General features: G+C 65.6%; 28 protein-coding genes. 12 read left to right on the top strand and 16 right to left on the bottom strand.

From position 1 onward, the window contains the following. Window positions 1-3: 3 nt before the first annotated feature. The 6 genes from F615_RS0108380 to F615_RS0108405 are packed head-to-tail and all read left to right on the top strand — an operon-like array spanning window position 4 to window position 5,590. Window positions 4-1,050, top strand: a complete 1,047-nt coding sequence (locus tag F615_RS0108380) for an FAD-dependent oxidoreductase (RefSeq protein WP_019560731.1) — start codon at window positions 4-6, stop codon at window positions 1,048-1,050. Beyond that, window positions 1,047-1,277 carry a sulfur carrier protein ThiS gene (gene thiS, locus F615_RS0108385; RefSeq protein WP_019560732.1) on the top strand — a complete coding sequence of 77 codons (231 nt, stop codon included), beginning with the start codon at window positions 1,047-1,049 and terminating at the stop codon, window positions 1,275-1,277. The genes F615_RS0108380 and thiS overlap by 4 nt, the downstream gene beginning before the upstream one ends. A 2-nt stretch (window positions 1,278-1,279) precedes the next feature. Continuing rightward, window positions 1,280-2,065, top strand: a complete 786-nt coding sequence (locus F615_RS19880; RefSeq protein WP_019560733.1) for a thiazole synthase — start codon at window positions 1,280-1,282, stop codon at window positions 2,063-2,065. Next, on the top strand, window positions 2,062-3,609 hold the full coding sequence (gene thiD / locus F615_RS20405) for a bifunctional hydroxymethylpyrimidine kinase/phosphomethylpyrimidine kinase (protein WP_019560734.1): 1,548 nt from the start codon (window positions 2,062-2,064) through the stop codon (window positions 3,607-3,609). Before F615_RS19880 ends, thiD begins: the two co-directional genes overlap by 4 nt. Window positions 3,610-3,660: 51 nt before the next feature. Beyond that, on the top strand, window positions 3,661-4,662 hold the full coding sequence (gene bioB, locus F615_RS0108400; RefSeq protein WP_019560735.1) for a biotin synthase BioB: 1,002 nt from the start codon (window positions 3,661-3,663) through the stop codon (window positions 4,660-4,662). A gap of 49 nt (window positions 4,663-4,711) precedes the next feature. After that, on the top strand, window positions 4,712-5,590 hold the full coding sequence (locus F615_RS0108405) for an acyl-CoA thioesterase (protein ID WP_019560736.1): 879 nt from the start codon (window positions 4,712-4,714) through the stop codon (window positions 5,588-5,590). Between the two features lie 3 nt (window positions 5,591-5,593). Here F615_RS0108405 and F615_RS0108410 read toward each other — a convergent pair whose 3' ends face one another. Next, complete coding sequence (locus tag F615_RS0108410) at window positions 5,594-6,244, bottom strand: LysE family translocator (RefSeq protein ID WP_019560737.1); 651 nt, start codon at window positions 6,242-6,244, stop codon at window positions 5,594-5,596. A 96-nt stretch (window positions 6,245-6,340) separates the two neighbouring features. Here F615_RS0108410 and F615_RS0108415 point away from each other — a divergent pair, with 96 nt between their 5' ends. After that, on the top strand, window positions 6,341-6,901 hold the full coding sequence (locus F615_RS0108415) for a peroxiredoxin (protein ID WP_019560738.1): 561 nt from the start codon (window positions 6,341-6,343) through the stop codon (window positions 6,899-6,901). An 87-nt stretch (window positions 6,902-6,988) separates the two neighbouring features. Here F615_RS0108415 and F615_RS0108420 read toward each other — a convergent pair whose 3' ends face one another. From F615_RS0108420 to scpA, 6 genes are all read right to left on the bottom strand, one after another. Continuing rightward, a complete protein-coding gene (locus F615_RS0108420) occupies window positions 6,989-7,657 on the bottom strand; it encodes a phosphoribosyltransferase (protein WP_019560739.1) in 669 nt (222 codons plus the stop codon). Window positions 7,658-7,765: 108 nt separating this feature from the next. After that, window positions 7,766-8,242, bottom strand: coding sequence for a VOC family protein (locus F615_RS0108425; protein ID WP_019560740.1), 477 nt, complete (start codon window positions 8,240-8,242; stop codon window positions 7,766-7,768). Next, complete coding sequence (gene accC / locus F615_RS0108430; protein WP_019560741.1) at window positions 8,239-10,272, bottom strand: acetyl-CoA carboxylase biotin carboxylase subunit; 2,034 nt, start codon at window positions 10,270-10,272, stop codon at window positions 8,239-8,241. Before accC ends, F615_RS0108425 begins: the two co-directional genes overlap by 4 nt. Window positions 10,273-10,289: 17 nt before the next feature. Beyond that, window positions 10,290-11,822, bottom strand: a complete 1,533-nt coding sequence (locus tag F615_RS0108435) for an acyl-CoA carboxylase subunit beta (RefSeq protein ID WP_019560742.1) — start codon at window positions 11,820-11,822, stop codon at window positions 10,290-10,292. A gap of 25 nt (window positions 11,823-11,847) precedes the next feature. Then, window positions 11,848-12,861 (bottom strand): methylmalonyl Co-A mutase-associated GTPase MeaB, encoded by a 1,014-nt coding sequence (meaB, locus tag F615_RS0108440; RefSeq protein ID WP_033371120.1) that lies wholly within the window; start codon window positions 12,859-12,861, stop codon window positions 11,848-11,850. A gap of 62 nt (window positions 12,862-12,923) precedes the next feature. Then, window positions 12,924-15,089 carry a methylmalonyl-CoA mutase gene (gene scpA / locus F615_RS0108445; RefSeq protein ID WP_019560744.1) on the bottom strand — a complete coding sequence of 722 codons (2,166 nt, stop codon included), beginning with the start codon at window positions 15,087-15,089 and terminating at the stop codon, window positions 12,924-12,926. A gap of 183 nt (window positions 15,090-15,272) precedes the next feature. Here scpA and F615_RS0108450 point away from each other — a divergent pair, with 183 nt between their 5' ends. Then, complete coding sequence (locus F615_RS0108450; RefSeq protein ID WP_019560745.1) at window positions 15,273-16,001, top strand: GntR family transcriptional regulator; 729 nt, start codon at window positions 15,273-15,275, stop codon at window positions 15,999-16,001. On the opposite strand, the gene F615_RS18030 is transcribed toward F615_RS0108450, so the two are convergent. The 7 genes from F615_RS18030 to mltG all read right to left on the bottom strand — a co-directional run bounded on the left by F615_RS18030 (window position 15,956) and on the right by mltG (window position 20,850). Continuing rightward, window positions 15,956-16,165, bottom strand: a complete 210-nt coding sequence (locus tag F615_RS18030; RefSeq protein WP_019560746.1) for a hypothetical protein — start codon at window positions 16,163-16,165, stop codon at window positions 15,956-15,958. The two genes, F615_RS0108450 and F615_RS18030, sit on opposite strands and share 46 nt — an antisense overlap. An 85-nt stretch (window positions 16,166-16,250) precedes the next feature. Then, complete coding sequence (locus F615_RS0108460) at window positions 16,251-16,910, bottom strand: ankyrin repeat domain-containing protein (protein ID WP_033371115.1); 660 nt, start codon at window positions 16,908-16,910, stop codon at window positions 16,251-16,253. Window positions 16,911-16,939: 29 nt separating this feature from the next. After that, the gene (locus tag F615_RS0108465) at window positions 16,940-17,725 is read right to left on the bottom strand and encodes a TatD family hydrolase (protein ID WP_019560748.1); all 786 of its coding nucleotides are present in this window, start codon (window positions 17,723-17,725) and stop codon (window positions 16,940-16,942) included. A gap of 110 nt (window positions 17,726-17,835) precedes the next feature. Continuing rightward, complete coding sequence (locus tag F615_RS0108470) at window positions 17,836-18,237, bottom strand: PilZ domain-containing protein (RefSeq protein ID WP_019560749.1); 402 nt, start codon at window positions 18,235-18,237, stop codon at window positions 17,836-17,838. Next, window positions 18,234-19,229, bottom strand: coding sequence for a DNA polymerase III subunit delta' (holB, locus tag F615_RS0108475; protein WP_019560750.1), 996 nt, complete (start codon window positions 19,227-19,229; stop codon window positions 18,234-18,236). Before holB ends, F615_RS0108470 begins: the two co-directional genes overlap by 4 nt. Then, window positions 19,226-19,855: a dTMP kinase gene (tmk, locus tag F615_RS0108480; protein ID WP_019560751.1), complete on the bottom strand. Its 630-nt coding sequence runs from the start codon at window positions 19,853-19,855 to the stop codon at window positions 19,226-19,228. Before tmk ends, holB begins: the two co-directional genes overlap by 4 nt. Beyond that, a complete protein-coding gene (mltG, locus tag F615_RS0108485; protein WP_019560752.1) occupies window positions 19,855-20,850 on the bottom strand; it encodes an endolytic transglycosylase MltG in 996 nt (331 codons plus the stop codon). Before mltG ends, tmk begins: the two co-directional genes overlap by 1 nt. A 68-nt stretch (window positions 20,851-20,918) precedes the next feature. Between mltG and ygfZ the strand changes: the two genes are divergently transcribed. From ygfZ to F615_RS18035, 3 genes are all read left to right on the top strand, one after another. Further along, complete coding sequence (gene ygfZ, locus F615_RS0108490; RefSeq protein WP_019560753.1) at window positions 20,919-21,872, top strand: CAF17-like 4Fe-4S cluster assembly/insertion protein YgfZ; 954 nt, start codon at window positions 20,919-20,921, stop codon at window positions 21,870-21,872. Between the two features lie 102 nt (window positions 21,873-21,974). After that, window positions 21,975-22,316 carry a DUF4936 family protein gene (locus tag F615_RS0108495; RefSeq protein ID WP_169452421.1) on the top strand — a complete coding sequence of 114 codons (342 nt, stop codon included), beginning with the start codon at window positions 21,975-21,977 and terminating at the stop codon, window positions 22,314-22,316. Beyond that, entirely contained in the window at window positions 22,304-23,218 is a 915-nt protein-coding gene (locus F615_RS18035) for an NRDE family protein (RefSeq protein ID WP_019560755.1), read from the top strand. Before F615_RS0108495 ends, F615_RS18035 begins: the two co-directional genes overlap by 13 nt. Before the next feature lie 10 nt (window positions 23,219-23,228). On the opposite strand, the gene F615_RS0108505 is transcribed toward F615_RS18035, so the two are convergent. Beyond that, on the bottom strand, window positions 23,229-24,086 hold the full coding sequence (locus tag F615_RS0108505) for a YbgC/FadM family acyl-CoA thioesterase (protein WP_019560756.1): 858 nt from the start codon (window positions 24,084-24,086) through the stop codon (window positions 23,229-23,231). Further along, the gene (locus tag F615_RS0108510) at window positions 24,083-25,045 is read right to left on the bottom strand and encodes an alpha/beta hydrolase (protein WP_019560757.1); all 963 of its coding nucleotides are present in this window, start codon (window positions 25,043-25,045) and stop codon (window positions 24,083-24,085) included. The genes F615_RS0108505 and F615_RS0108510 overlap by 4 nt, the downstream gene beginning before the upstream one ends. Window positions 25,046-25,188: 143 nt before the next feature. On the opposite strand from F615_RS0108510, the gene gbd reads away from it, so the two are divergent. Next, the gene (gene gbd / locus F615_RS0108515) at window positions 25,189-26,325 is read left to right on the top strand and encodes a 4-hydroxybutyrate dehydrogenase (protein WP_019560758.1); all 1,137 of its coding nucleotides are present in this window, start codon (window positions 25,189-25,191) and stop codon (window positions 26,323-26,325) included. The last annotated feature ends 2 nt before the right edge of the window (window positions 26,326-26,327 follow it).

The raw sequence follows: 26,327 nt of genomic DNA on the forward strand, positions 1-26,327 counted from the left end.
GCCATGGCGGCGATGTCCATCGGCATTGCCGGAGCGGGCCTGTTGGGGCGTCTGCTGGCCTGGCAGTTGTCGCAGGCCGGGCACCGCGTCACCGTGTACGACCCCAGCGAGGGGCCGCTGGCGCGGGGGGCGGCGGCCTGGACGGCTGCCGGCATGCTCAGCCCTGTGGCCGAGCTCGAATGCGCCACCACCGAGCTGGCGCAGTTGGGCCTGCGCTCTTTGACGCTGTGGCCGCGCATCGTCGCCAAACTGCCCATGCCCGTGGACCTGCGCGTGGACGGCAGCATGTTGCTGGCTCACGGCAGCGATCTCGGGGCGGCCCGGCGCTTGCTCGATCTGCTGCGGGCCAAGGCGCCCAAGGGCCACCAACCCGAGCCGCTGAGCCCCGAGCGCTTGCGCGAACTCGAACCGGCGATCCATGGGCCAAGCCATGCCTGGTGGCTGCGGGAGGAGGGGTGCATCCATCCCGTACAAGCCCTGCAAGCCTTGACCGAAGCCGCCAGTGGGCAAGGCGTTCGATGGCACTGGGGTGCTGCGGTGCGCGAACTGCAGCCCGGCCGAATCGAGGGGCAGGCTTACGACTGGGTCTTCGATGTGCGTGGCCTGGGGGCGCGGCCTGCGCTGCCCGTGCGTGGCGTTCGCGGTGAGATCTTTTGGCTGCACGCGCCGGGCGTGGTGCTGCACCGGCCGGTGCGTTTGCTGCATCCTCGCTGGCGGGTCTATCTGGTGCCACGCCCTGATGATGTGATCGTCGTTGGGGCCAGCGAGATCGAATCCGAAGATCGCTCGCCGGTGTCCGTGCGCAGCACCTTGGCCTTGCTGTCGGCGGCTCACAGCGTGGTGCCTGAGCTGGCCGAAGCGCGCCTCGTCCACACCGAGGTCAATCTGCGCCCGGCCTTGCCCGACAACTTGCCTTGCGTGGAGATGCTGCCGGGGCTGACTCGCATCAACGGCCTGTTTCGCCACGGCTGGTTGCTGACGCCCGCGCTCGTCGAGCAAGCGGTCGCGGCGATGATGCCAGCCCTCCAACCCGAGGTCGATCCCGCATGACGCACACCGACGTTTCCTCTGCGACCTGCCAGGTCCGGGTCAATGATGAGGTCCATCGGATCCAAGTGGGCACCACGCTGGCCCAACTGCTGGCGCTGCGCGGTCTGGAGCCACAAAGCGTTGCCACGGCGCTCAATGGCGAGTTCGTGCCGCGAAGCGAACGGAGCCATTGCGTGTTGCGTGATGGCGATTGCGTGACGTGTTTTCAACCCATCGTAGGAGGCTAGCCATGCCCACGGACGATTTCATGCTGGCCGACGTCAGCCTGCGCAGCCGCTTTTTGCTCGGCACGGCTGGCTATCCCTCCCCGCAAGTGCTGAGCCAGGCGATCGAGGCTTCGGGCACCGAGGTGGTGACCCTGGGCCTGAAACGCCAGCTGGCCGCAGGCGGCGCCGACAACGGCTTCATCGACATCGTGCGCCAAAGTGGTGTCCGGCTGCTGCCCAATACCGCCGGCTGCCGCAGCGCCCGCGAGGCCGTCACCCTGGCGCATATGGCGCGCGAGCTGTTGCACACCCATTGGATCAAGCTCGAAGTGGTGGGCGATGAGCACACCTTGCAGCCGGATCCCTTCGAACTGGTGCAAGCCGCCAGCCAGCTCGTCAAAGACGGATTCGAAGTGTTCCCATATTGCACCGATGACCTCGTGACTTGCCAGCGCCTGCTGGATGTGGGGTGTCGCATCCTGATGCCGTGGGCCGCCCCGATCGGCTCAGGGCAGGGGCTGCTCAACCCCTGGGCGCTGCGCACGCTGCGCGCCCGCCTGCCCGAGGCCACGCTCATCGTCGATGCCGGCATCGGGGCGCCCTCGCATGCCGCGCAGGCCATGGAGCTGGGCTTCGACGCCGTGCTGTTGAACTCGGCCGTGGCCCATGCCCGCGATCCGGTGGGCATGGCCACGGCCTTCCGTCATGCGATCGAGGCCGGACGACGAGGCTATTGCAGCGGCCTGATCGAACCGCAATCCATGGCGGTGGCCTCGACGCCCGTGGCCGGACGGCCCTTCGACCTGTGAAGCCGCCCATCGTCTGGAGCATCGCCGGCTCCGATTGCGGAGGCGGGGCCGGCCTGCAAGCCGATCTCAAAGCTTTCGAGGCTTTCGACGTGCACGGCTGCACCGCGGTGGCTGCCCTTACGGCGCAACACTCACGGGCCGTGTTGCGCGTCGATGCCGTGGATGCGGACGTGCTCGAGGCCCAACTGGCGGCGCTGGCGCAGGATCTGCCGCCACGGGCGATCAAGCTCGGCTTGTTGGGTAGCGTCGACAATGTGCTGTGCGTGGCCCGCTGGGTCGACCGCCTGCGCGAACAGGCTGCGGTGGCCTTGGTGCTCGACCCGGTGCGGGCTGCCAGCACCGGGGCCGTGTTTGCCCATGCCGCGTTGCGCCAAGCCTTTCTCGACGAGCTGCTGCCCCGGGCAACGCTGATCACCCCCAATCGCCACGAGGCCGCCTGGCTGCTCGACCGAGAGCTCCGGGACGAGCATTCGCTGCCGAGCGCAGCCCGCGCCTTGCAAGCCCTGGGCCCTGGGGCCGTGGCCATCACCGGCGGCGATGCCGGCGGGCCTTGGGCCCGTGACTGGATCCTCACGCCCCAGGCCGAGGGCTGGCTGGATCTGCCACGCATCGACACGCAGCATCATCACGGCAGCGGTTGCGTGTTCGCAGCCTCGGCCGCCGCTGCCCTGGCTTGGGGGCATTGCGAGGCCGATGCGCTGGTGCTGGCCAAGATGGCCACGGCCGAGGCTCTGCGGCGCGGCCATCCGGCGGGGCAGGGCGCCGGCCCGGTGCGGCCGGGTGGGCGATTTGCCAGCCGACTGGCCAACCTGCCTCGGTTGCGACAGCCCGACTGGCCCGTGGACGAGACGGAGGGGTTTGCGCCCCTGCAGCGACCGGTGCTGGGCTTGTATGCCATCACCGACAGTGCCGAAGGCATCGAACGCCTACTGGCCGCAGGGGTGCGAAGCCTGCAGCTGCGCATCAAACGGGCCCCGGATCCCGCGCTGCGCGAGGCGGTGCGGCGCAGCGTCCGTGCGGCGCAGGCCGTAGGCGCGCAGCTGTTCATCAACGACCACTGGGCCTTGGCCTTGGAGGAAGGGGCGTATGGTGTGCACTTGGGGCAGGAAGACCTGCTCGCGCTGGACGCTCAGGCCTTGGTTGCGCTGCGCCGCGCCGGCGTGCGGCTGGGCTTGAGTACGCACAGCCACTGGGAGGTCTGCCGGGCCTTGACACTGCGTCCGAGCTACATTGCCTGCGGACCGATTCATCCCACCACGACCAAGCAGATGCCTTGGATGGCGCAAGGCGAGGACAACCTGGCCTACTGGTGCCAGTTGCTCGATTGTCCGGTGGTGGCCATCGCGGGCATGGACGAGGCCCGGGCCCGCGAAGCAGCGCGCTGTGGTGCCGCGGGCGTGGCCGTGCTGCGCGGCTTGGGGCAAGCCGATGATCTGCCTGCGACAGTACGACGTCTGCATGAAGCGATCATGGAGGGCGCTTGGGGCCCGCGTCGTCCGGCGCCCCCGCGTGCGAGGCCCAGTCTGCCCGGCCCGGTCTCGTGAACGGCCGGGGCGATACACTGCGGGTTTCATTGCTGCACACGCTCTCGAACGATGACCGAAGCCACCGTCTCGTCTCAGCCCGTTCACCTGATCCGGCCTGGCAAACCTGCCGAGCCGGATGCGCCGCGCTGGCCTCGGCCAGCCGTGTTGGCCTTGTTCGAGCTGCCATTCAATGATTTGCTATACCGGGCGCAACAAGTGCACCGTCAGCACTTCGATGCCAACGAGGTGCAGCGCTCGACGCTGCTGTCGATCAAGACCGGTGGCTGCCCCGAAGACTGCAGCTATTGCCCCCAGTCGGTGCACTATGACACCGGCGTGCAAGCCGGCAAGCTGCTGGATGTGGACGAGGTGCGCCGCGCGGCGGCGGCGGCCAAAGAGCAGGGCGCCAGCCGCTTCTGCATGGGCGCGGCTTGGCGAGCGCCCAAAGACCGCGACATCGAAAAGGTGGTCGAACTCGTGCGCGCGGTCAAAGACCTGGGTTTGGAGACCTGCTGCACCCTGGGCATGCTGACCGACCGTCAGGCGCGCGCGCTCAAGGAGGCGGGGCTGGATTACTACAACCACAATCTCGACACGGCCCCCGAGGCCTACGGCCGCATCATCAGCACGCGCGACTACCAAGATCGCTTGGACACCTTGGAACATGTGCGCGCTGCGGGCATGCACGTTTGTTGTGGCGGCATCGTGGGAATGGGTGAATCGCGGGAAGAGCGTGCCGGGCTCATCGCTCAGCTGGCCAACATGGACCCGTATCCGGAGTCGGTACCGATCAACCATCTGGTGCAAGTGGAGGGCACGCCCCTGCATGGCCTGGACCCGCTGGACCCGCTCGAATTCGTGCGCACCATCGCCGTGGCGCGCATCACCATGCCTACCGCTCGGGTGCGTTTGTCGGCCGGGCGCCAGCAAATGAGCGAGGCCGTGCAGGCGCTGTGCTTTCTGGCCGGGGCCAATTCGATTTTCTACGGCGACAAGCTGCTGACCACCGGCAATCCAGACTGGGAGCGCGATCAAAGCTTGTTTGCCAAGCTGGGCCTGCGCAGTTGCTGATGCAAAGCACACAGCGCATGGCGCATGTGGCGCCAGCCATCCTCCGGACATGAAACCCGTCGTCCAAGAACTCGTCGAGCTGCTTCAGGTCGAGCAGCTCGAACTCAATCTCTTTCGCGGTGTCAGTGGAGACATCGGCAGCCCGCGCGTGTTTGGTGGCCAAGTGCTGGGCCAAGCCCTGATGGCTGCGGCTCGCACGGTCGATCCTTTGCGCCGCATCCACTCCCTGCACGCGTACTTTCTACGCCCCGGGGACAAGCATGCTCCCATCGTGTATGACGTAGAACGCATCCGCGACGGTGGCAGCTTCACCACACGGCGCGTGGTCGCCATCCAGCACGGACAACCCATCTTCAACTTCGCGGCCTCGTTCCATGTGACGGAGGAGGGCGCCAGTCATGCCAGCACCATGCCGCAAGTGCCCGGCCCTGACGGTTTGGTCAGCGAATGGGAGCTGCGTCAAGCCTGGCTGCACAAAGTTCCCGAGTCGCTGCGCGGTGTGCTTCATGCCGAGACGGCCATCGAGATCCGGCCACTGACGCCGCTGGACGCCTTCGATCCACCGCCTGCACCGCCCCGACACGATGCCTGGCTGCGCGCGGCCGATCGGCTGCCCGATGATCCGGTGCTGCACCAGGCCATGCTGGCGTACGCGTCGGATTTCGGATTGCTGCGGCCGGCGCTCATGCCCCATGGCTTGAGCTTTTACAAAGGCAATGTCCAGGTGGTCAGCCTCGACCACGCCATGTGGTTCCATGGCGACTTTCGCATGGACGAATGGCTGCTCTACACCACCGAATCGCCATGGGCGGGTGGCGCGCGCGGCTTCAGCCGCGGGCAAATTTACACCCATAATGGGCGTTTGGTCGCCTCCGTGGCGCAGGAAGGGCTGATGCGCCCAACGGCGGCAAGGCGCCGCGATGCCTGAATGCTAGGTGCCGGGCTTGGACAGCGCCAGGCGCAGCCCGAACAGCATCAGCGCCATGCCGGTCATGGCATTGAGCGTGTGCACGATGCTGGGCCGTCGTAACCAGCCCGCCAGCGGCCGCGTGGCCAGGATCAGGGCCCCAAACCAGACCAGCCCCATGGCGGCATGGATGCCCGCCATCACGACACTGAGGGACAGCACGTCGGCCTGCGCAGGCATGAATTGGGGCAGCAGGCTCACATAGAACACGCCGACCTTGGGATTGAGCAGGTTGGTCAGCAGCCCTCGAAGAAACCAGCCCGCACCGCCGTTGCCGTCCGAACTCGGGCTGGCCGCGCCGAACTGGAAGGCCACCGGGGCCGTCGTGAAGACGGTCCACAGCAGGCGTGCGCCGAGGTAGAGGAGATAGGCTGCGCCAGCCATCTGCAACAGACCATAAGCCACCTCCGACACGGCCAGCAAGGCCCCCAGGCCCAAGGCCACGAGCAGCCCCCAGGCCAGCACTCCGCAGACGATGCCCACGCCTGCACGCCAGGCCGGCCGCGGGCCTTCGACCGCCGCGGTGCGCAAGACGAGGGCCGTGTCCAGGCCGGGCGTGATGGTCAAAACAGCGACGGCAGCGCTGAAGGCCAGGATAGCGGTTGCGGTACTCATCGAGTCTCCCATTGGGTGCCAGGGGCAAGGCCTCGCATGGACGATGCTGAGCGGCACACCGCTAGCATACGGGCATTCTCTCCGAAGGAGTGCCCTATGCGTGTGGCCGTCTTCTTTCGCCAAGCGGTTGCAGTGGTGATGTTGGCTTGGGCGCATACCGCAGCCCAAGCCGTCCTGAAGCCTGGGCAGCTCGCGCCACCGTTCACCATCCAGGCCGCTCGCGCAGGCGAAGTCTTTCAGTTCGACCTGTCACAAGCCTTGTCTCGCGGCCCTGTGGTCTTGTACTTCTATCCCAAGGCTTTTACGTCCGGCTGCACTTACGAGGCCAACCTGTTCGCGCAGGCCAGTGATCGCTTTGCCGCGCTGGGCGCCACGGTCATTGAGTTCTCCAATGACGACATCCAGACGCTTCAGCGTTTTTCGATCGAGGCGTGTCGCAACAAGTTTGCCGTCGGTGCCGATGAAAGCGCCCGCGTCATCCGTGCCTACCAAGCCCAAATCGCCGCGCGATCCCAAATGGCCGACCGCATCTCCTATGTCATCAGTCCGGAGGGTCGAATCGTCCATGTTCATCATGACCCCAATCCGGAAGGACATGTGGCCACGAGCTTGCAGGCCGTCGAACGTTTGCGCTCATCATGGCCCCAGCGGCGCTGAACGCGCATATGTCCGACGGACCGATCGTCGGCCGGGGGCGGGCTGTCGCGCGTGGTGATCGGTGCCAATAATTTGACATAATATACATTATCGATCATTAGACCAGTCCGTGCGCTTCAGCACTGCCAGAAAATGCTGCACTTCGGCGTCGGGCACCTGATGGAAGTCGAGGTAGTGTGCTCCGACACCGCGAAACCATGAGGGTTGGCTCAAGCAGACGATGCGATCGACCTGCCGGGCCAACATGGTCAGGCTGTCGGCTGCAGCCACCGGCAAGGCCAGGATCACCGCAGCGGGCTGTGCTGGGCGCAGGCCGCGCAAGGCCGCTTTCATGGTCGTGCCAGTGGCCAAGCCATCGTCGACCACGATCACGGTGCGGCCGCCAAGTGGGGGCAGCAGCCGGCCATGGCGATACAACGCACGCCTGCGCTCGATTTCCTTGAGGGCGTCGCGCTCCTGATCGGCCAGGTAGCGCGCATCGGCCCCGGTGTCGCGGCACAAGGCTTCGTCGACCACCATGTGTGGCGGCTGGCCTTCGACGACCGCAGCGACGGCCAGTTCGGGCTGGCCAGGCGCGCCGATCTTGCGCACCAGCAAGACATCGAGTGGCGCTTGCAAGCGCTGGGCGATCGGTGCGGCCACCAACACACCGCCGCGTGGCAAGGCCAACACCACGGGGTGACGGTCGCGCAAGTCACCGAGCTGATCGGCAAGTCGCTCGCCCGCTTGCCGTCGGTCCGTGAAGGTGGATTCCATGGGCCAAGCCCCCCGCGACAAGCATAGATCGAATTCCATGGGATGCGCGACTGCCCCCCGCAGCCAGCCGCCAGGGCCACGGGCTCTGAGGCGCCACGCGCAGGTGCTTCAGGACAGCGCGTCGATGACCTCGGGTGGGGCCTGAACGAGCTCGATCAACACACCCTCCCCGCCCAATGGAAATTCATCGTTACCCTTGGGGTGGATGAAGCAGATGTCGTGACCAGCGGCGCCTTTGCGAATGCCGCCCGGTGCGAAGCGCACGCCGCGCGCGCTGAGCCATTCCACGGCTTTGGGCAGGTCGTCCACCCACAGGCCGACGTGATTGAGCGGCGTGGTGTGCACAGCCGGCTTGCCGTGGGGATCGAGCGGCTGCATCAAGTCCACTTCCACCGCGGTGGGTCCGTGGCCGAGCTCGCAGATGTCTTCATCCACATTCTCGCGTTCGGAAACGAAGCGGCTCTTGACCTTCAGCCCGAGCAAATCCACCCACAGCGCGTGCAGACGCTGTTTGTCGGCTGCACCGATGGCGATTTGCTGAATGCCCAAAATTCTGAAGGGCCGATCGTCGATGTCGGCGCTCATTCGAACCTCAATATGGGTTGATCGACCGATAAGCTTTCGCCGGGCGTGGCCAGGATTTCGGCGACCACGCCATCGCGGGCGGCCGTGAGCACGTTTTCCATTTTCATGGCTTCGATCACGGCCAAGCGTTCGCCGGCTTGTACGGCCTGCCCCGGCTGCACTAGCAATTGAGTGAGCAATCCGGGCATCGGCGAGAGCAAAAATTTACTGGTGTCCGGTGGCGCCTTGTAGGGCATCAGCTTGAACAGCTCGGCTGCGCGGGGGGACAAGACCAGCGCTTCGATGTGTGCGCCGTTGTGCATCACTTGCAGCCACACGCCATGGCGCTCGATTTGTGCGGTGAATGGGCGGCCATTGCAGCGGCCGCTGGCGCGCACGCCGCCAAAGCGCCAGTCTTTGTCGATGTCGTAGAGCTGCTCACCGATGCGCACCGTGACGGCGCCGCCGGCAGGGCCAAGCACCTGTACGGCATGGTGAGTATGTTGGCCCTGTTCGCCCTTGACGACCACGACATGGTCGATGACCGCACGGGGCTGGTGGCCGGCCATCTGCCCACCGATGCCCAAGGCGCGCTCCCGATACTTGCGATGGGTCGCTGCTGCCAGCGCCACGAGAAACAGCGGATCCTCATGCGTGACGCTGCGGGGGGATAAGCCTTGTGGGTAGTGCTGGGCAATGAATCCCGTGTTGAAGCGTCCGGCCTGGACATCGGGGTGCGCCAACAGCGCGGCCTGGAAGGGAATGTTGCTGGCCACGCCGCGAATCACGAAGCCGTTGAGGGCCTCGCGCATTTTGGCTATGGCGTCGGCTCGATCGCGCCCATGGACGATGAGCTTGGCGATCATCGAGTCGTAGTACATCGGGATCTCGCCGCCTTCATAGACGCCGGTGTCCACCCTCACCCCGCCCTGCTCGGGCACGGGCTGGGATGCCTCCATGGTCGCCGGCGGGGGCAGGTAGCGCACCAGACGTCCGGTGGAAGGCAGGAAGTTGCGCAACGGGTCCTCGGCATTGATGCGGCATTCGATGGCCCAGCCGCGGCGGGCGATGTCATCTTGGCCGAAGGGCAGTTTTTCGCCCGCAGCGATGCGGATCATCCACTCCACCAGATCCAGTCCGGTGATGCATTCGGTCACCGGGTGTTCGACCTGCAAGCGGGTGTTCATCTCCAGGAAGTAGAAGCTCTGGTCTTTGCCGACCACGAATTCCACGGTGCCTGCGCTTTGGTATTTCACGGCTTTGGCCAGCGCCACGGCCTGCTGGCCCATGGCGCGGCGGGTGGCTTCGCTGATGAAGGGGCTGGGCGCCTCTTCGATGACTTTTTGGTGCCGGCGCTGGATGGAACATTCACGCTCCCACAGGTAGACCATGTTGCCGTGGGCGTCGCCCAGCACCTGGATTTCGATGTGCCGCGGTTCTTCGACGAATTTTTCGATGAAGACCCGTTCGTCGCCGAAACTGTTGCGGGCCTCGTTGCGACAGGAATTGAAACCTTCGAAGGCTTCTTTGTCGTTGTAGGCCACGCGCAGGCCCTTGCCGCCGCCGCCGGCGCTGGCCTTGATCATCACGGGATAGCCGATCTCGCGGGCGATTTGCACGGCCTGCTCGGGCGTGTCGATCGCATCGTTCCAGCCGGGGATGGTGTTGACACCGGCTTCCTGGGCCAGCTTCTTGGAGGCGATCTTGTCGCCCATGGCAGCGATGGCTTCGTGCTTCGGGCCAATGAACACCAGCCCCTCTTCTTCCACGCGGCGGGCAAAGGTCTCGTTTTCGGACAGAAAGCCATAGCCGGGGTGGATCGCCTGAGCGCCGGTGCGCTTGGCTGCGGCGATGATCTTGTCGGCCACCAAGTAAGACTCACGGCTGGGCGCGGGGCCCAGCAGCACGGCCTCATCGGCCAGCTCCACGTGCAAGGCATCCTTGTCGGCCTCGGAGTAGACGGCCACCGTCTGGATGCCGAGTTTTTTGGCGGTTTTGATCACGCGGCAAGCGATCTCACCGCGGTTGGCAATCAGGATCTTGTCGAACATCTTCGGACTCCCGGCGGTCAGAGGGGGATGTTCCCGTGCTTGCGCCAGGGGTTGTCAAGCTTTTTGTCCTTGAGCATGGCCAGGCTGCGGCAGATGCGCTTGCGCGTCTCGTGCGGTTGGATCACGTCATCGATGAAGCCGCGCGCACCGGCCACGAAGGGGTTGGCGAAGCGGGCCTTGTACTCGGCTTCTCGTGCGGCAAGCTTGGCAGGGTCGGACTTGTCTTCGCGGAAGATGATCTCGACCGCCCCTTTGGCCCCCATCACTGCGATCTCGGCATTGGGCCACGCCAGGTTCACGTCGCCGCGCAAGTGCTTGGAGGCCATCACGTCATAGGCCCCCCCATAGGCTTTGCGGGTGATGATGGTGATCTTGGGCACCGTGGCTTCGGCATAGGCGTACAGCAACTTGGCGCCGTGCTTGATGATGCCGCCGTACTCCTGACTGGTGCCCGGCATGAAGCCGGGCACGTCGACGAAGGTCACCACCGGGATGTTGAAAGCATCGCAAAAGCGCACGAAGCGCGCCGCCTTGATCGAGCTCTTGATGTCCAGACAGCCGGCCAGCACCAACGGCTGGTTGGCCACGAAGCCCACGGTGTGGCCGTCCATGCGGCCAAAGCCGATCACGATGTTTTGCGCGTAGTCGGGCTGCAGCTCGAAGAAGTCCCCATCGTCCACCACCTTCAGGATGGCTTCTTTGATGTCGTAGGGCTTGTTGGGGTTTTCCGGCACCAGGGTGTCCAGCGACGGAATCAGCCGATCGGGCGCATCGCCGCTGGGTCGCACCGGGGGCTTGTCTCGATTGTTCAGCGGCAAGTAGTTGAAGAAGCGTCGCAACATCAGCAGCGCTTCCACGTCGTTGTCGAAGGCCAGGTCGGCCACGCCACTTTTGGTGGTGTGGGTGGTGGCCCCGCCGAGTTGCTCGGCCGTGACGTCTTCGTGTGTGACCGTCTTGACCACCTCGGGACCGGTGACGAACATGTACGAAGAGTCTTTGACCATGAAGATGAAGTCGGTCATGGCCGGGCTGTAGACCGCCCCACCAGCGCAAGGCCCCATGATGAGGCTGATTTGCGGGATCACGCCGCTGGCCAAGACGTTGCGCTGGAACACCTCGGCATAGCCCCCCAGGGAAGCCACGCCTTCCTGAATGCGCGCACCGCCCGAATCGTTCAGGCCGATCACCGGTGCGCCGACCTTCATCGCCTGGTCCATGATCTTGCAGATCTTTTCGGCATGGGCCTCGGACAACGCGCCGCCAAAGACGGTGAAATCCTGACTGAAGACGAACACCAGACGTCCGTTGATGGTGCCGTAGCCGGTGACCACGCCATCGCCAGGGATCTTGGTGTGGGCCATGCCAAAGTCGGTGCAACGGTGCTCCACGAACATGTCCCATTCCTCGAAGCTGTCTTCATCGAGCAGCAACTCCAGGCGCTCGCGCGCCGTGAGCTTGCCCTTGGCATGTTGGGCATCGATGCGCTTTTGGCCTCCGCCCAGCCGGGCTGCAGCGCGTTTTCTTTCGAGTTCTTCGAGGATGTGTTGCATGGGCACTCCGTGAAAGGGGACCGGGTCAATGGGCCGGGGGAAGGTCGGACATGAACGACGCCAGCAGCCGGCGCGCCGCGGTGGAAGCCGGCAGGCTGCCCTCCTCGACTTGGCGGCTGATCTCGCCGAGTTGGGTGGCAACAGCCGGATGTTGAAGGAATCGCTGTCGCAAGCCGGCATGCACGCCATCCCACATCCAGGCCAGGGCTTGGCGGCGGCGGCGCGCATCGAGCCGGCCGTTGGCCGTTTGCAGTTCGCGGTAGCGCGACACGGCTTGCCAGAAGCGGTCCAGACCGTCGCCTTTGAGCGCGCTCAACTGCATCACTTGGGGGTGCCAGACCGACGGGTCATGCGGCGCATGGTCTGGCTGGCCACGCTGGCCAAGCAGCCGCAGTGACGAGGTGATCTGCGCCTGGGCCCGCGTGGCTGCAACGGGGTCGAGATCGGCCTTGTTGATGACCACCAGATCGGCCAATTCCATCACGCCTTTCTTGATGGCTTGCAGGTCGTCGCCGGCGTTGGGCAACTGCAGCAGCACGTACATGTCGGTCATCCCGGCCACCGCAGTTTCGCTCTGGCCCACGCCCACGGTTTCGACGATCACGATGTCATAGCCTGCGGCTTCGCACACCAGCATGGCTTCGCGGGTTCGTTCGGCCACCCCGCCCAGGGTTCCACCCGAGGGGCTGGGGCGAATGTAGGCCTGCGGATGCATCGACAGCCGCTCCATGCGAGTCTTGTCGCCCAGGATGGAGCCACCCGAGACGCTGGAGGACGGATCGATGGCCAGCACTGCCACACGGTGCCCCTGCTCGATCAGATACAGACCCAAGGCTTCGATGAAGGTACTCTTGCCCACGCCAGGCACGCCCGAGATGCCCAGCCGAAAGCTGCGTCCACTGTGGGGAAGCAATTGCGTGAGCAGGGCGTCGGCGCGCTGTCGGTGATCCGCACGTGTGGATTCGAGCAGGGTGATCGTTTTGGCCAGGGCCCGACGTTGCGCAGCGCCGGATGCACCCAGCAGTTGCGACAGCAGCATCGCATCCGCAGGGGGCAAGTCGGCCGCGAGCGATTCGGACGGGCTGCGCTCGTTCACGGCACTCAGGCTCGCTGGAGTTGCATGCGGATGTGCTCGAGCACGTCCTTGGCCGAGGCGGGAATGGGGGTGCCTGGCCCGTAGATGCCCTTGACCCCGGCCTCGTAGAGGAAGTCATAGTCCTGGCGAGGGATCACGCCGCCGACGAAGACGATGATGTCGTCGGCGCCTTGCTCACGCAGGGCTTTGATCAGAGCCGGCACCAGGGTCTTGTGACCCGCCGCCAGCGTGGAGATGCCCACGGCATGCACGTCGTTTTCGATGGCTTGGCGGGCGCATTCCTCGGGGGTTTGGAACAGTGGCCCGATGTCCACGTCGAAGCCCAGATCCGCATAAGCCGTGGCCACGACCTTGGCACCGCGGTCATGACCGTCCTGCCCGAGCTTGGCAATCATCACGCGCGGACGGCGACCAGCTTCCTCGGCAAAGGCGGCAATCTCGGTCTTCAGCCGTTCCCACCCTTCGGCCGAGTCATAAGCGGCGGCATACACCCCAGTCACCTTTTGCGTATCGGCGCGATGGCGCCCCCAAACCTTCTCCAATGCGTCGCTGACTTCCCCAACGGTGGCCCGCACGCGCATGGCCTGAATGGACAGTTCCAGCAAATTGCCCTGGCCCGATTCCGCGCAGCGCGTCAAGGCGTCCAACGCGGCTTGGACCGCCTGGGCATCACGCGTGGCGCGGATGCGCTGCAGCCGTTCGATTTGCTGCTGACGCACCTTGAGGTTGTCCACTTCGAGGATGTCGATCGGGTCTTCTTTGTCCAGCCGGTACTTGTTGACGCCGACGATCACGTCTTTGCCCGAGTCGATGCGGGCTTGTTTTTCTGCGGCACTGGCTTCGATCTTGAGCTTGGCCCATCCGGATTCGACGGCGCGGGTCATGCCACCCATGGCCTCGACTTCTTCGAGGATCGACCAGGCTTTGTCGGCCATGTCCTGGGTGAGCCGCTCCATCATGTACGAACCCGCCCAGGGGTCGATCACATTGCAGATGTGGGTTTCTTCTTGAATGATCAACTGGGTATTGCGCGCGATGCGGGCCGAAAATTCGGTGGGCAGTGCGATGGCTTCATCGAAGCTGTTGGTGTGCAGACTTTGCGTGCCACCGAACACCGCGGCCAAGGCTTCGATGGTGGTGCGCACGATGTTGTTGTAAGGGTCTTGCTCGGTGAGCGACCAGCCCGAGGTCTGGCAGTGGGTGCGCAGCATCAGGCTCTTGGGGTTCTTGGCGCCAAAGTCGCTCATGATGCGGTACCACAGCAGCCGCGCCGCGCGCATCTTGGCGATCTCGAGATAAAAGTTCATCCCGATGGCCCAGAAGAAGCTCAAGCGGCCCGCGAACTCGTCCACATCCAGCCCCTTGGCCAAGGCGGTTTTGACATACTCCTTGCCATTGGCCAGCGTAAAAGCCAGCTCCAACGCTTGGTTGGCACCGGCTTCTTGCATGTGGTAGCCCGAGATGCTGATCGAGTTGAACTTCGGCATCTTCTTGGCCGTGTACTCGATGATGTCGCCGATGATGCGCATGCTCGGCTCGGGCGGGTAGATGTAGGTGTTGCGGACCATGAACTCCTTGAGGATGTCGTTCTGGATGGTCCCACTGAGTTGGTCCTGCGCCACGCCCTGCTCTTCCGCGGCGACCACATACCCGGCCAGCACTGGCAACACCGCGCCGTTCATGGTCATGGAGACGCTGACCTTGTCCAGCGGGATGCCATCGAACAGGATCTTCATGTCTTCCACCGAATCGATGGCCACGCCGGCCTTGCCCACGTCCCCGGTGACGCGGGGATGGTCGCTGTCGTAGCCGCGATGGGTGGCCAGATCGAAAGCCACCGAAATCCCTTGAGCGCCAGCGGCCAGGGATTTCTTGTAGAACGCATTGGATTCCTCGGCGGTAGAGAACCCTGCGTATTGACGGATCGTCCAGGGCCGTGAGGCGTACATCGTGGCCTGAGGCCCACGCACGAAGGGGGGAAAGCCCGGCAAGGTGTTGGTGTACGGCAGGCCTTGCAGGTCTTCGGCCGTGTACAGCGGCTTGACCACCAGTCCTTCGGGGGTGACCCAGTTCAATGCTTCGAGCCGGCCGCCAGGAGCGGCTTTGGCTGCGGCCTTTCTCCAAGCGTCGAGATCGGCAGGCGGGTGAGACGCGGGCGTGTGTTCGGCCATGGTGGACTTCCGTGTCGAGGCCCGGCCACCGGCCGGGACGTCTGCAGCATACGCCGAGGCTCGCAATTTCCGGCCAAGGCCTGCGGTCGCCATAGCGCTCTGACGCGCTCTAACGGCGAGCTGATCGTAATTCAAAATTGAATTATAGACACACCCGCCCTCTTTCGGCGACACTATCGGGTTATGAACGTGCATGCGCCGCCCTCCTCCTTGCAGGACCGCCCCCTGTACGAGCAGGTGGCCGAGCGCTTGCGCGAGCGCATCCTGACGCACCGCTTGCCGCCAGGCAGTTGGATCGACGAGCAGGCCCTGGTACGGGATTACGGGATCAGTCGCACGCCGCTGCGTGAGGCACTGAAGGTGCTGGCGTCGGAGGGGCTGGTGACGATCCGGCCCCGGCGCGGCGCGTATGTGACCGAAGTGTCAGAGCGCGACATGCGCGAGGTCTATCACTTGCTGATGCTGCTGGAAAGCGATGCGGCCGCGGAGGTGGCGCAAAGGGCATCGCCGGCGCAATTGGCCGAGTTGGAGGCCTTGCATGCGCGGCTGGAAGCCGCCGTGCACGATCGCGAGGCCTTTTTCGCGCTCAATGAGGCGTTTCACATGCGCTTGCTCGAGATCGCAGACAACCGCTGGCGGGTGCAGATCGTGACCGACTTGCGCAAGGTGATGAAGCTCAACCGTCACAACTCGCTGCTGAGCGAGGGGCGGCTGGCGCAGTCGCTGCAGGAACATCGGGACATTCTTGCCGCCTTGGGCCGGCGCGATGCCGAAGCGGCCCGCGCCTTGACCCAAGCGCATTTTCGCCAGGGTTTGCAGGCGGCTCGCTCGATGGCCCCCCGTGGGCTGGCAGCGACGCTGGGGGGTCAATCTTCGTCCGAGCAGGGTTCGGCGTCGATCATGTCGTCGTAGGCGGACAGCTCTGGGCGCACCGGGCCGAGCAAAGGTTTGTCCAGCGGGCGGCACACTCGGCTTTGCAGGCGCTTGAGGCGCTCGGACCGCTCCATGGCATCGAACACGGATTGCGGATCCATCATCAGGGTGAAGGGATTGATGCTGCTGTGCAAACGGTTCATGGCCACGCTCCTTGGACATTGCGCATGGCCCCACTCTAGGCTCGCCATGCCCAGCTCGACAGTGGATGCAAGGCCAAAACGCGTGTCAGCGTGATTCCGACACGTTGTCGGATTCGCCAGCGCGGCGTTCGAGCTCGCGGGCCAGCTTCACACGCTCGACCGAGCGAGCAAAGTCAGCCGCCGTCAGGCCATCGTCGTTGCGCAGCCGGGGGTCGGCGCCGGCGTGCAGCAGCATCCAGGCGCCGGCTTCGCTGCCATAGCGTGCAGCCATCATCAAGGGCGTGTTGCCGTTGGGAGCGCGTGCATCGAGTGCCGCGCCATGGCCGATCAAAAGCTGCACCACGCGCGGCTCGGGACCCGCGGCCGCATAATGCAGCGGGGTCCAGCCGGGCCGATCCAACCGTGCCCCCCGTACCAGCAATGCCCGCGCCAGCTCCCACTGCCCACGCAACGCGGCCAGCATCAGCGGGGTTTCGCCGGCGGCATTGGGCTCGTCGAAGCGGAAGTCGGGCTGGCGCACCAGCGCCCGTGCCGCCTCGTAGGCCTCGTAGTGAAAGGCCAGACTCAGCGGACTGCGCCCTTGCGGATCGACGGTGTTGGGATCGAAGCCGCGGGCGAACAGGGCCTCCAGCGTGCGCGCATCGTCAGACCGCAGCGCGCGGAAAAAATCGTCATAAGACCCGGCGATTGCCGAAGAAAAACAAAGTACGACGATGAGATAGACGATCTTTTTCAAGTTCGACATGAAGATTGATCCGCCGCTGGGCGTGGGCATCACTGTGCTGCAGGGATGCCGAACAAGCGCTCGAAATTGTGGCGGGTGGCCTCTGCGACCGTCTCGACACTGAGGCCTTTGAGCCGAGCCAGTTCGGCCGCCACATAGGGCACGTACGAGGGATTGTTCAATTTGCCGCGGTGTGGCACCGGCGCCAAGTAGGGACTGTCGGTCTCGATCAGGCAACGCTCCAGCGGCACCTCGGCGGCCACCTGGCGCAGCTCGGCGGCATTTTTGAACGTCAGGATGCCCGAGAACGACAGGTAGAAGCCGCGTTCCAGCGCGGCTTGCGCCACCTCGCGGGTTTCGGTGAAGCAGTGAAAGACGCCACCGACCTCGCTGGCCCCCTCCTCGTCGATCAAGCGCAGCGTATCCTGCGCAGCCGAGCGGGTGTGGATCACCAAAGGCTTGCCAGCGGCTCGGGCAGCGCGGATGTGCACGCGAAAACGTTCGCGCTGCCATTCCATGTCGGCCGGCGTGCGCGAGCCCAGGCGGTAATAGTCCAACCCCGTTTCGCCCAAGGCCACGACTTTCGGCCGAGTGGCCAAGGCCGCAAGTTCGTCTACCGTGGGTTCACGCACCCCTTCGTTGTCGGGATGCACCCCGACGGTGGCCCAAAAGCCTTCATGCTCGAGCGCCAGCGCATGGACCTGCTCGAACTCTTCCAGCGTGGTGCAGATGCACAAGGCGCGGTGGACGCCGGCTGCGCTCATGGCCGCACGGATGGCTGGCAGTTGATCACGCAGTTCCGGAAAACTCAGATGGCAATGGGAATCGACGTACATGGGAATGGAAGCCTTGGCTGCGGTCCGCACGCACCGCAGTGTGCCGCAGGACGCCACGGCTCGGTCGCCCAGATTTCGCTGCCCGCAAGCCGCGCAGGGACTCCGGGGCGTCAGATCGTCTGGGTGGGCTTGGACGACTGGATCGCCGTGCCCAGCAGCTCCTCGATCTTGACCTTGAGCAGGCGCGATTTCTCGTCGTTTGGAAAGCGCACGCCCACCCCCTGGGTACGACCGCCCGAAGCATTGGCCGGCGTGATCCAGGCGACCTTGCCGGCCACTGGATAGCGTTGCGGGTCGTCGGGTAGCGACAGCAACAGGTAGATGTCTTCCCCGAGCCGGTATTCTCGCGTGGTGGGAACGAACAATCCACCCTCGGTGAACACCGAGATGTAGGCGGCATACAGGGCGCCTTTTTCGCGAAATACCAATTGGATCACACTGGGGCGCGCGTGCGAGCCCCCGACAGGCGACGGCGTGAGGATGTGGGGCGGACGACTGTTCGCTTCGCTCATGCGGTGCAGTGTAAGGCGCGGCTGGCGCTGCTCACAAGGGCGTCGCACATCAAAGCCGCATGCCATGGATGCTCATCGTGACGCGCCACACGTTTGAGCTCGGCCTGCCAAACCAACAGCGGGGGCAGTCGCGGCTGCAGCCCGCGCCATGCTTCGGCGGGGAAGTAGCGTGGTGAGCCGCCCACGGCCAAGCGCATGGCGTCTTCACAGCAACGGCTCATGGCATCGATCAGCACCGGCACGGGCCAGCCAGACACTGCCTGTACGTCGCCGGCGGCCAGGGCACGAGGCAGGCGCACCCAGGTCTCGGGGCGCAGGCCCCGATGGTGCCATTCGAGCGCCACCAAAGGCAGCCCTCCAGCCGCATCCAACAACACCTCCGGCGATGGCACGCCCTGCTCGCTCAACCAGGTCAGGGCGAGATCGCGCGGCACGCTGGGCATGGGCACGAGCTGGCAGCGGCTGCGCAGCGTGGGCAGCAGACGGTCGGGCGCTGCGGTGCACAGGATGAAACGGGCCCGGCCTGGCGGCTCTTCCAGGACTTTGAGCAAGGCATTGGCCGAGACCGCGTTCATGCGCTCGGCCGGGTGGATCAGCACCACTTGGGCGCGGCCTCGCGACGAGGTTTGTTGGGCAAACTCGATCGCCGCGCGCAAGGCTTCGACGCGAATGTCTTTGCTGGGCTTGGACTTGCCGGAGTCAGAGTCTGGCTCGGCTGGCGGCTCCCAGCCCAGGGTCGCTGCCATGGCCTCGGGCACCAGCACCCGCAAATCGGGATGGGTATGGGCACGACACAGGGTGCAGGCTTCACACCGGCCGCAGGCCGTTGCATCGGCCTGCGCAGCCTCGCACAGCCAGGCCTGGGCCATGGCCAGCGCAAGCTCGAACTGACCGGCTGCGGCCGGTCCATGCAACAACAGGGCATGCCCTCGTTGGCTGCGCAGCATCAGCGGCAGCCAGGTCGCCAGCCAAGGCAGTTCGTTGGCGGTCATAGGCCGCGGGCCGCCAAGGCGGCTTCCACCTGGGCGCGCACGGCTGGGACCGCGGCATTGGCATCGATCACGACGAAACGTTGTGGATGGGCCCGCGCGCGTTCTCGATACCCGTCGGCCACGCGTTCGAAGAAGCGCTGCGGCTCCTGCTCGAAGCGATCGGGCAGGCGGGCATGAGTCAGGCGTTGCGCAGCGACCTCCGCCGGCAGGTCGAACCACAGCGTGAGGTCCGGCTGCCGGCCCTCTTGTACCCAGGCTTCGAGCTGACCCAGCACCGCTTTGTCGAAACCGCGTCCGGCCCCCTGGTAGGCGAAAGTGGCGTCGGTGAATCGGTCGCAGACCACCACGGCGCCGCGCGCCAAGGCGGGCTCGATCACTTCGCGCAAATGGTCGCGTCGCGCGGCAAAGATCAACAAGGTCTCGGTCAGTGCGTCCATGGGACGGTGCAAGATGAGCTCGCGCAAAGCTTCGGCCAGCGCGGTGCCCCCCGGCTCGCGGGTCTGCACCACCTCGAAGCCTTGGGCACGCAGGCGCTCGACGATGGCCGTCACATGGGTCGACTTGCCGGCGCCGTCGATGCCTTCGACGGTGATGAAGCGGCATGCGGGCACGCAAGCGGGTGGCATCAGGGGCCTCGACGTTGATAGCGGTTGACGGCGCGGTTGTGCTCGCTCAGGGTTTCGCTGAAGACGCTGCTGCCGTCGCCACGGGCCACGAAATACAGCGCTCGCGTGGGCTCCGGATTGACGGCTGCCAGCAGCGAACGCTTGCCGGGCATGGCAATCGGCGTGGGTGGCAGCCCACCGCGGGTGTAGGTGTTGTAGGGCGTGTCGGTTTCCAGATCGCGCCGACGCAAGTTGCCGTCGAAGGACGCCCCCAGACCGTAAATGACGCTCGGGTCGGTCTGCAGCCGCATGCCGATGCGCAAGCGGTTGACGAACACCCCGGCCACCAGGCCACGATCGGCGTCCAAGCCGGTTTCCTTCTCGACGATGGAGGCCAGGATCAGGGCTTCATCGGGCGTGCGCAGTGGCAAGTCGGCGGCGCGTTGTGCCCATGCGGCAGCCAATTGGCGATCCATCGCATGCAGGGCCCGCCGTAGCACGGCCAGATCGCTGCTGCCGCGGCTGTAGGCGTAGGTGTCGGGGAAGAAGCGGCCTTCGGGGTGCAGGCCGGGGCGTCCCAGGGCTTCCATGATCTGGGCATCGCTCATGGCGGCCGTGTCGGCACGCAAGCCCTCGGCACGGGCCAGTTCATCGCGGAATTGACGAAAGGTCCAGCCCTCGATCAGACGCGTCGTCACCAGGGTTTCGTCGCCGAGCACCATCTTGTCCAGCAGGGCCATCGGGGTGGTGCCCGCAGTCACTTCATAGCTGCCGGCACGGATGCGGCGCGCCTGGCCGGACCAGCGGAACCATTCATACAGCAGCCAGGGTGAGGTTTGCACCCCGGCGGCCACCCAGGCTTGCGCGATGGCGCGCGGGCTCATGCCCGGCTCCACCGACAGCTCCACGGTGGGGCTTGCCAGGTCCAGCGGGCGGTGCAGCCACCAAGCCGCCGCGCCGGCCAAAGCCAGCGCAGCGAGCACACACAGCAGCAGCAGGCGTCGCAGCAGTTTCATCGGGGTCCGGGGCCGGCGGGCCCGCCCCGTGGCGGGCAGACTCTCGGGGCCGTGATCATAATAGACGCATGACTGCAGCTTTGGATGAGACCCTGATCATGACGGCCGCGCGCTTGGAGGGTGCCACGGCCTTGCCCCATCTCGGCGTGATCCATGCCAGCGGCGAGGATGCCGCCAGTTTCCTGCATGGCCAGCTCACCCAGGACATCGTGCACCTGCCCCGAGGGGAGGCCCGTTTGGCTGGGTATTGTTCGCCCAAAGGGCGGCTGTTGGCGACATTCGTCGTGTGGCGAGAGGCCGATGACCGTATCGCACTGGTGTGCAGCGCCGATCTGTTGGCCAGCACACTCAAACGCCTGTCGATGTTCGTCTTGCGAGCCAAGGTCCAGCTCAGCGATGTTTCCTCGCACTGGCGCGTGTGGGCTTGGGTTGGCGAGGCGGTGCGTCAGACCGCGCCGGCACAGCCGTGGGCGCTGACCGATTTCGAGGGCGGGCGGTTGATCCGCCTGCCGGATGTGGCCGGTCAAGCGCGCGCGTTGTGGGTCGGTCCGTCTGCGACGCTGGCACCGGCCTTGCAAGCCCGCGGTCCGTTGGACGAGGCCGGCTGGCTCTGGCTGGAGGTGCAAAGCGGGATTCCTCGCATCACCGCAGCCACCGTCGATCAGTTCGTGCCTCAGATGGTCAACCTGGAAAGCGTCGGCGGCGTCCATTTCAAGAAGGGCTGTTATCCCGGGCAGGAGGTGGTGGCCCGCAGTCAATTCCGCGGCACGATCAAGCGTCGGGGCTTTCTCGTGCACGGCCCGGTGGCCCTGGCGCCGGGCCAAGACATCTTTCACAGCGCCGACCCGGCTCAGCCCAGTGGGTTGGTGGTATTGGCCGCGCCGGATCCTCGGGGGGGCTCGGCGGGTTTGGTCGAGTTGAAGCTGTCAGCCACCGAAGGCGGCACGCTGCATGCGGCAGCAATGGACACCCCGGCATTGCGGCTGTCGCCGGTGCCCTACCCTTTGCTGGCCGATGTTTGAACCCGGTCGCTCAGCTCGGTATGCTGGCCGGTGTGCCGGCCAGCTGCCCGCCGGTTGCGGGGCGCTCCCCCGCGCGGGCCGGGGCCAGCCGCGGGGAAGAACGTGACATCCTTCACACCCAGGCCCCTGGACGCAGGAGGCGGCGCTGCCGAGAACCGTTGGCTTTTCATCTACTATCGGGTGGCTTCGAAAGACGCAGCGGCCGCCGCCGAGGCCGTGCAGCGCCTGCAGTGCCGCCTGCGTCAGGCATGGCCCGATCTGCAGGCTCAGTGGTTGAAGCGCCCGGACGAGAAAGACGGCATGCAGACCTGGATGGAGATTTATTGCAGTCCTGGCGGCATCACGGCCGCCGTCCAGGCCCATATCGAGCGCGAGGCCCAAGCGCTGGCGCCCTGGTGCCATGGCCCCCGGCATGTGGAGGTCTTCGTGCCATGTGTCTCGTAGGCTTGGCCATCGATGTGAGCCGGCGCTTTCCGTTCGTGGTGGCGGCCAATCGTGACGAGTACTTCGACCGGCCCACGGCCCGGCTGAGTTGGTGGCAGCCCACCCCTGGCGGGCCGGAGATTCTGGCCGGGCGAGACCTGCAAGCCGGCGGCACCTGGATGGGATTGACGGCTGCAGGCCGCTTCGCCCTGGTCACCAATGTGCGCAACCCGAAGGACCTGGACCCTCAGGCCCCCTCGCGCGGCCAGATCGTGCCGCTGTGGTTGCGCGGCGATCTGTCGATGGACCGCTTCTGGATGCAAGTGGGTCTGTCGGGCTATAACGGGTTCAATGTCATCGCTGCGGATTTTTCTGCGGGCGAGTGTTTCTGGGGGTCGAATCGAGCCCGCTATCCGAAGCGGCTGGAACGGGGCATCTACGGTCTGTCCAATGCGTTTCTCGACACCCCTTGGCCGAAGGTCGAACGCCTGAAGCAACGTTTGCGCAGTGCGCTGCGGCAGGCCGATACGGCCGATGGCCTGGCCGACGCACTGTTTGCGGCACTGGGCGATCGCACGCTGATCGCGGACGAATTCTTGCCTCACACCGGCGTGCCGCTACAGTGGGAGCGCTGGCTGTCGCCAGCGTTCATTCGCACCCCCGATGGACGTTACGGCACCCGTGCGTCCACCGTGATCATTACCGAGCGTGTGGGACGCAAGCTCCACACCCATGTGATCGAGCGCAGCTTCAGCAGCACGCGCGGCCCGGGGGTGGCCTTGTTGCGGCGTTCACTGCTCAAAGGCTGGCCGCCACGCACGGCCCGCCAACTTGGTTCGGTGGACCTTGCTCCGATCGCGGGACATGCCTCAGGAACGGGACTGTCGAGGACGTCGCCCCAAGCCGGTGCCGGCCGAGCGTGAGGCCTTGGCTTTACAAGGTCTTGACCATTTCGATGTGAGGAATGCCCACCTCTTCGAACTGCGGACCACGGGGCGCGAAGCCCGAGCGCGCATAGAAGGCAGCGGCCGAGGTTTGCGCATGCAGCACCGCCTCGCGATAGCCGCGCTCACGAGCAGCGCGCATCAAGGCTTCCAACACGGCCCGTCCGACGCCGCCGCCGCGCATGGTGCGCAAGGCCGCCATGCGACCGATCTTGGCCACCCCGGGAACGTGTTCGAGCAGTCGGCCCGTGGCCAGCGGCATGCCAAAGCGGTTGTAGGCCACGGCATGCACGCTGGTGGCGTCGGCCTCGTCCCACTCCATCTCGGGAGGGATGCCCTGTTCCTCGATGAACACGGCGCGACGAATGGCTTGGGCGTCCTGGCCCAAGGTCTGCCAGGTGCCGAGCCGGACTTCGATCATCGATTGCCCGGCCTCGAAAGCCTGCAGGGCCTCGCGCAGGGCCGTTGGCACGGGTTTGGCAGTTTGCGTGCGGGGGTCGGCGAACACGTAAATCAGCTCCCCGCTGATGAGATGCGCATCCTGACGGAAGATGCCCAGCTGGAAGTGCATCGAGGAGTTGCCGATCCGTGCACAACGCACGCCCACTTCGAGCAGGTCATCGTAACGCGCCGATGCGTGGTACTCGATGCTGGCCTTCTTGACGTACAGGTCGCCGTCCAAAGGTTTCATCGCCTCGGGGTACGGCAGCGCCAAAGCGCGCCAGTAATCGGCCATGGCGGTGTCGAAGTACGTGAGATAGTGCCCGTTGAAGACGATGTTCTGAGCGTCGATTTCAGCCCATCGCACTCGCAGCCGATGGAGCAAGCGGAAGTCGTTGCGTTTCATGAGGGGATTCCAAAAGCATCGCGCAAGCGTGCAGCGATGGAGGCCTGGGCTTGACGGGCTTCCGGCAGCGCCCGGCCCATCTTGATGAAATCGTGCGTCACCCCGCGGTACAGCTCCAGCTCCACCGCCACGCCGGCCATGCGCAGTCGGTCGGCGTAGGCCAGGCCCTCGTCCACCAGCGGGTCGGCCTCGGCCAAGCCGACCCAGGCGGCGGCCACGCCCTCGAGGTCGTCGGCCAATAACGGCGCAAAGCGCCAGTCGGTGCGGCGATCAGGGTCGATGTAATGATTGAAGAACCAATCGATGGCCGGCCGCTCCAGGATGTAGCCCTCGGCGAAACGCCGGTGCGATTCGGTGTCTTGATGGGCCGAGGTGCCAGGGGTGATGAGCACTTGCAAGGCGAGATCGAAGCCGGCGTCGCGGGCCAACAAAGCGCACACGGCGGCCAAAGTCCCACCGGCACTGTCGCCGCCGACGGCCAGCCGCGTGCCGTCCAGTCCCCAGCTTGCCGCTTGGCGTCGAAGGTCTTGCAAGGCCGCCCAAGCGTCGTAGACGGCCGTCGGGAAACGGTGTTCGGGGGCCAGTCGGTACTCCACCGACACCACTGCGGCGCCGCTGAGTTTGGCCAGCTGGCGGCACAGGCTGTCGTGGGTCTCGATGCCGCCGATGGTGAAGCCTCCGCCGTGCAGGTAAAGCATGGCAGGCAAAGGCTCGTGTGAATCGGCATACAAGCGGGCAGGCAGCATGGCGCCTTCATGTCCGGCAAGCCGGTGGTCTTCCACACGCGCCAGCGCAGCCCGCGGCAGATCCAGGATTTCGGCAGCGGCCAGGTAGGCCCGGCGGGCCTCGGCCACCGGCAGCCGATGCAAAGGCGTGAAATTGGCGCGGCGGATGCGTTCGATCACGTCGCGCATGCGGGGGGTCAGCAAAAATGGCTCGGCAGGTGAATTCACGGCCAAAACAGTCGCAGGCGGCGTCGAACCGCCCCGGTGGGCCAGCAGGTGACGCCTAGGTGTCATGGTGCATCCGGATGGTTCCGGGACAATGCCGCAAGGATACTGATTCTTGGCACTGTCCGCCGTCTAGCTTGAGAGCGCAGATCATGGCCCTCATCCACTACATCACCCAGATCCAGTTCGATTTCGGCGCCGTGCGCCAACTGCCCGACGAATGCGAGCGCATCGGCATGCACCGGCCGCTGGTGGTGAGCGATCCCGGAGTCAAGGCCGCCGGCGTGCTTCAGCGGGCCTTGGACGCGCTAAAAGACCTCCCGCTGGCCGTCTTCGACCAAACTCCATCGAACCCGACCGAGGCGGCCGTGCGCGCCGCGCAGGCCATCTATCGGGCCCAGGGCTGCGACGGGTTGATCGCCGTGGGTGGCGGCTCCAGCATCGATTTGGCCAAAGGGGTGGCCATTGCCGCCACGCATGAGGGGCCGTTGAAGACCTACGCGACCATCGAGGGCGGCAGCCCGCGCATCACCTCCCGCGTGGCGCCGGTGATCGCCGTGCCCACCACCGCCGGCACGGGCAGCGAGGTAGCCCGCGGGGCCATCGTGATCGTCGATGACGGCCGCAAGCTCGGCTTTCATTCCTGGCACCTCGTGCCCAAGGTGGCCATTTGCGATCCCGAGCTCACCCTGGGCTTGCCCCCCTTGCTGACGGCGGCCACCGGCATGGACGCGATCGCGCATTGCATGGAGACCTTCATGGCGCCGGCCTTCAATCCGCCTGCCGACGGCATTGCGCTCGATGGGCTGGCGCGAGGCTGGGCGCATATCGAGCGCGCGACACGCCACGGCGCCGACCGCGAAGCCCGTCGGCAGATGATGAGCGCCTCGATGCAAGGCGCCTTGGCCTTCCAGAAAGGGCTGGGCTGCGTGCATTCGCTGAGCCACAGCCTCGGTGGCGTCGATCCGCGTCTGCACCATGGCACGCTCAATGCGATGTTCCTGCCCGCGGTGGTGCGCTTCAACGCCGCCGCAGAGTCGGTGCGCGCCGAGGCGCGGCTGGAACGCATGGCCCAGGCCATGGGACTGACCTCGGCCGCAGACATCCCCGATGCCATCCGCGACATGAACGCTCGGCTGGGGCTGCCGCGGGGACTGGCTGCAATGGGGGTCCGGCCGGATGTGTTCGACCGCGTGATCGAAGGGGCCTTGGCCGACCATTGTCACAAGACCAACCCACGGCAAGCCAGCGCCGAGGACTATCGCGCAATGCTCGAGGCGTCGATGTGAGT

The sequence above is a fragment of the Caldimonas manganoxidans ATCC BAA-369 genome (assembly GCF_000381125.1).
GTDB lineage: Bacteria > Pseudomonadota > Gammaproteobacteria > Burkholderiales > Burkholderiaceae_C > Caldimonas > Caldimonas manganoxidans.